General features: G+C 37.8%; 4 protein-coding genes. All 4 read left to right on the top strand.

The annotated features are described in order from the left end of the window. Positions 1-57: 57 nt before the first annotated feature. Positions 58-1,194, top strand: a complete 1,137-nt coding sequence (locus H5185_RS21305; protein WP_259396282.1) for a TonB-dependent receptor domain-containing protein — start codon at positions 58-60, stop codon at positions 1,192-1,194. A gap of 252 nt (positions 1,195-1,446) precedes the next feature. After that, positions 1,447-2,409 carry a class I SAM-dependent methyltransferase gene (locus tag H5185_RS21310; RefSeq protein ID WP_182697037.1) on the top strand — a complete coding sequence of 321 codons (963 nt, stop codon included), beginning with the start codon at positions 1,447-1,449 and terminating at the stop codon, positions 2,407-2,409. Between the two features lie 380 nt (positions 2,410-2,789). Then, positions 2,790-3,572, top strand: coding sequence for a DUF3450 domain-containing protein (locus H5185_RS21315; RefSeq protein ID WP_124016389.1), 783 nt, complete (start codon positions 2,790-2,792; stop codon positions 3,570-3,572). Continuing rightward, a partial coding sequence (locus H5185_RS21320; RefSeq protein WP_182743129.1) for a MotA/TolQ/ExbB proton channel family protein occupies positions 3,572-4,719 on the top strand: 1,148 nt, incomplete at its 3' end. The genes H5185_RS21315 and H5185_RS21320, both read left to right, overlap by 1 nt.

A 4,719-nucleotide genomic window follows, 5' to 3' on the forward strand; every position in this document is an offset into this window, starting at 1 on the left:
CTATATTGTTGGTCGAAATATTCCATACCAACGTAATGTGCAACAGCACCACCTGGTATGGAATATTTCGACCAACAATATAGCGAAGTGTATGACGCTCAGTCAGAAGCTGGCTTAGTTGGTGGTAGTGCTGGTAACTCTGCTGGTGGCGATCGTCAAGTATGGGCAATGTTCTATGAAGCGGTATTACCGTTAACAGATGACATTGAATTAAACCTTGCAGCTCGTTACGATGATTACAGTGATTTTGGTGATAACGTAGCACCAAAAGCTTCTGTTCGCTGGCAAGCTCTTGATAACGTTGTAGTACGTGCATCTTACTCTGAAGCGTTCCGTGCGCCTTCATTAGATCAGTTGTATGCAGCAACAACATTCAGTGCTGATACAGGTACCGATTATCCGTTCTGTGAATCTGCAGGTATCTCTGATGCAGATTGTAGTTCAAAACAGTATGATACTTATATTCGTGCTAACGATAGCCTAGGTCCTGAAACATCTAAGTATACTAACCTAGGTGTTGCATGGGATATCGTTGATGATATCGGTGTTAAGGTCGATTACTTTAACTTAAAAATTGATGACGTAATCAGTCGTCGTACAATTACCAACGTTATGCGTGGTATTGGTGCTGGTACTCTAGCAGAAAATGACACTTTCTATGTTAAACGTGCTCCAAATGGCGTTGATGGTTCATTAGGACGTGCTTTAGAAGTTGGTACTGGTTATGGTAACGGTGACAAATTAGAAATTACTGGTATTGACGTCGCGCTTAACGCTAAGTTTGAAACGGCAATTGGTGATATCGGCTTCAACTGGAACAACAGTTTCGTGCTAGATTATATCCAAGAAGTTGAAGGTGGTTCTGAAGCCGTTGACATCGCTGGTTGGAATGGTTCACCTGACTACAAGTCTAACTTTACCACTAACTACAGCATGGGCGATCACAGATTCTCATGGAACATGAGCTACACAGCATCTACTTATGAAGATGATGATACTGGCCATTTAGATTCTTGGTTAATCCACAATATCAGCTACGTGTATGATGCAGGTAACTATGGTTCATTGTTATTAGGTGTTAACAACCTAACAGATGAAGATCCAGTACTGAGTTCTGTTGGAATATACGAAAACCCTGATCTATATAACAACTACGGTCGTGAATACCGTGCAAGTTATACTCTTAAGTTCTAATATTTAATTAGACATAAGACAAGAGAGGCTCCTTCGGGAGCCTTTTTATTTAGTTTATATTTACCCATGGTATTTTTGGCTTAGCTGTTTAACTCATAATGGAAAATAATTCAGATATCAATATTATTCCTTGTGAGTATATTTATGTGAAGGTTAGGTATCGTTGGCTTGAGTTAAACTCATTTTTATCAATTTATCTCATCCTGAGTTGAGATAATTAAGCAATACATTGTCATTAATTAAGGAGAATCAATGAATAATCACTGGAGTGAATATTGGCAGCAAGGACACACCACGTCATTCGGTGAGGCTTTATCTGGTAATTATGACGGCATATTGAAAAGTGTGTGGAAACCGATTTTTAATGGTTTAACTGAAAAATTTTTAGTTGTCGATGTTGGTACTGGTAATGGCTCATTACCTCTGTTACTTCGCGATGAATTATTAACCAGTGAATTAACCGGTAAGGTTGTTGGTGTCGATTTAGCAGAAGTTAGTTTAGCTAGCTCTGAAAACCAAAATAATCATAATATTGATATCGCCTTGATGTCTAATACTCGCTGTGAACAGCTCCCATTTGAGGCAAACTCCGTAGACCTTTATATATCCCAATTTGGTTTTGAGTATTCAAATGTCGAAAAATCTCTTCAAGAAGCAAATAGAGTCATAAAAAGTGATGGTCAGTTTGTTATTGTGTTTCACCATAAACGTTCGATGATCCTCAATCGAAACCGAAGAATTTTGAATTTAATACAGAAAAAAGAAGTCAATTTGCTTATAGAGTGTTTAGTCAAAATGGCTAATGCAATGGGCAATGTCAATAATTCGAAAGATGTTGATCGTATTAAAAAAGATCCACAATGTGAGAGCGTTAGAACAGAAATCAATCAATTGATTAAATCGCTAGTAATGTTTGATGACGCGGCAGCTCAAGATTGCGAGTTGATGCGCTTTGTGGCTCAATTTTTTAAAAATGGATTATTCTGGCCTGTTACAAAAAAGTTAGAGTTTATTGAATTTATTACAATACAAATGGATACGTTAAAATTACGTTTAACTGAATTGGTTGATGCATCTTTTGATGAATCAAAGTTAGCTATTTTTTTGGAAAAACTACAGCTCAATAATATGACGTTAAATGAACTTAAAATACTTAAGAATGATCAAGATGAAGTATTAGCTTGGTATTTGCATGCTTCAAAATTATTTTCATAATTAGAAAAAAGGTGAGGTTACAATAAAGTAACTTGGCCATTACTTTGTAAGCTATTGAATAAAAACAAATAAAAATTATCCCTTAACACTTAATTACTACATAATCATCTTGCACATGTTTAATTATTAACCTTTCATCAACATTCGCTCCTATAACGGCTCTTTCTACTAGTTTTTAAACTTTTCAAATGTTGACATAGGTCAACATTTTGTGGAATGATGCTAATGGGTCTGCGCCTTAATAGGTGCAGAAAAAGGAAGAAAAACTAACAATCACAAGAAAAAGACGTACTTAGTTGAAGTAACATTGATCACAATTTTAGATCATCGCTATTTCACAAAGTTGAACTTTTTAATTCACTTCAAATTGGTTGGGAACTATGTCCAAGGTAAGCAATAGAACAAAAATCGCTACTGCACTTGTTGGCGCTCTGGCTTTAGCTAGTAGCAACTTCGTTGTTGCAGATCCTCTAGCTGACGTTCAAAAAGCGGATAGTAGCCTTAATGCTGCTTCTGCTGCGTCACAACAGAAAGTCGACAAATATTTTGACCAAGCACAAGACATGCTTTTTGAGTATGGCAGCGTAGCTGATGAGCGTGAATCATTGAAAGCATACAATGATTACGTTGCAGGCTTGGTAGCTGATCAACAAAATTCACTTGATTTAATTCAAACTGATATCAATGGCGTTGATAAACTTCGTCAAGGTGTTGTGCCATTAATGTTTAAAATGGTCGATGCTCTAGAACAGTTTGTTAATTTAGATTTACCTTTTAATACGGAAGTTCGTCAGAACCGTGTTAAAAATCTAAAAGATATTCTTAATACTGCAGAAGTTACATTGGCAGAGAAATATCGTCTAATCCTTGATGCTTATAGCATTGAGCGTGAGTATGGTAATTTCGTTGCTGTACATACCGGTAAGCTAAGCCTTGACGGCAAAGAAGTGCTAGTTGATTTCTTTAATTTAGGCCGCGTTGCACTTTACGCACAAAGCTTAGATCAAAAAATAGCATGGATGTACGATGCTGATGCTAAGTCTTGGAACAAGTTAGACGACAGCTATCTACGCGACATTACTAAAGGTATCCGTATTGCTCGTAAGCAAGGCGCATTAGACCTATTCGCATTACCAATTCCTGCTGCGGAGACTGCACAATAATGAAGAAGTTAATTACATCAGTGCTAGTGGCTGCAACTTTCTCTTTAACGGCTGGTATGGTTTCTGCTGCAGATGCACCAAAAACCATTGATCAACTATTACAACAAGTTAAAGTTGATCGCGCTAATGAAGGCAAAACAAACGCTAAGCGTGAACAAGAGTTTCAAGCTGAACGTGGTGATAAAGCTGAATTACTTAAGCGCGAGAAAAATGCCCTTGCTGCTGAAAAGCAACGTGGTAAAGATTTAAACCAAGCATTTTTAGATAACGAGCGTAAAATTGCTCAGTTAGAAGAAGACTTAAAAACCGCACAAGGTGACTTAGGTGAGATGTTTGGTGTTGTTAAAGGTGAAGCCGGTGATTTCGCTGGTAAGCTAGCAGCATCTAACATTAGTGCTCAGTATCCAGGTCGCGATGCTTTTATTGCTGAACTTGGTGCGCGTAAGTCACTACCTAAAATTGAAGAGTTAGAGCAGTTTTGGGAAGCTCAGCTTTTTGAAATGGTTCAATCTGGTAAAGTTGTTAAATTCCAAGGTGACGTTACCGCGATCGATGGCAATGTTGAGACCACTTCTATTCACCGTGTAGGTCCTTTCAACTTAACTGCTGATGGTAAATATGTTGTTTACAAGCCAGAACTTGGTTTAATTCAACAGCTATCACAACAGCCAGAAGGTTACCAAGTTAGCGCAGTTGGTACATGGGAAGACACCACTTCAGGTGTAGCTCCTTTCTATATCGATCCTGCTCGTGGCGTGTTATTGAATATTTTCACTAACAAAGCTAGCTTAGAAGATCGTTTAGAAGCCGGTGGAACTATTGGTTATATCATTCTTGCTTTATTAGCATTGGGTGCATTAATTGCTATTGAGCGTCTAGTGACTCTTACTATCATTGGCGGAAAAGTTAACAGCCAACGTAAGAACATCGAGAAGCCTGGTAATAACGCTTTAGGTCGCATCTTAAAAGTGTATCAATCAAACAAAGATGTTGATGTTGAAACACTTGAGCTGAAACTTGATGAAGCGATATTAAAAGAAACACCTGCTTTAGAAGCGCGTATTTCTATCATCAAAGTTATCGCAGCTATTGCTCCTATGATGGGTCTATTGGGTACTGTTACCGGTATGATCGCAACCTTCCAATC

The organism is Shewanella sp. SG44-6 (genome assembly GCF_014164185.1).
Classification (GTDB): Bacteria; Pseudomonadota; Gammaproteobacteria; order Enterobacterales; family Shewanellaceae; genus Shewanella; species Shewanella vesiculosa.